The organism is Bradyrhizobium sp. Kon56, from assembly GCF_055807635.1.
In genome coordinates this window covers 1-236 of sequence record NZ_JBVVOU010000631.1, presented here as the reverse complement: position 1 = coordinate 236, position 236 = coordinate 1, and the positions used below count along the sequence as shown (strand labels likewise).

The following is a 236-nucleotide window of genomic DNA, read 5'->3' as shown; positions in this document are numbered from 1 at the left end:
GCTACGCAATGGACAGCGCGTTGCTTCGGCAGTGCGCAGTCGAGCATCAGCTTCTGGTAGTGATGGCAAACCACGGTGGCCCTTCGGCCGAGGTGCTGCGCGCCGCCATTCGGCAAAAACTCGAACCGCTGGCCGAGCGGCACAAGGTCAAGATCGATTACGCACCGCTGTTTCCGGAAGTACCGCCCTTCGAGCAACCCGAAGACGCCGAGTTGGTGCGGGTGGCGGAACGTTTG

General features: G+C 62.3%; 1 protein-coding gene. It reads left to right on the top strand.

All coding sequences use genetic code 11. From position 1 onward, the window contains the following. A partial coding sequence (locus tag AC0L3B_RS40320) for a hypothetical protein (protein ID WP_473383657.1) occupies window positions 1–236 on the top strand: 236 nt, incomplete at both ends.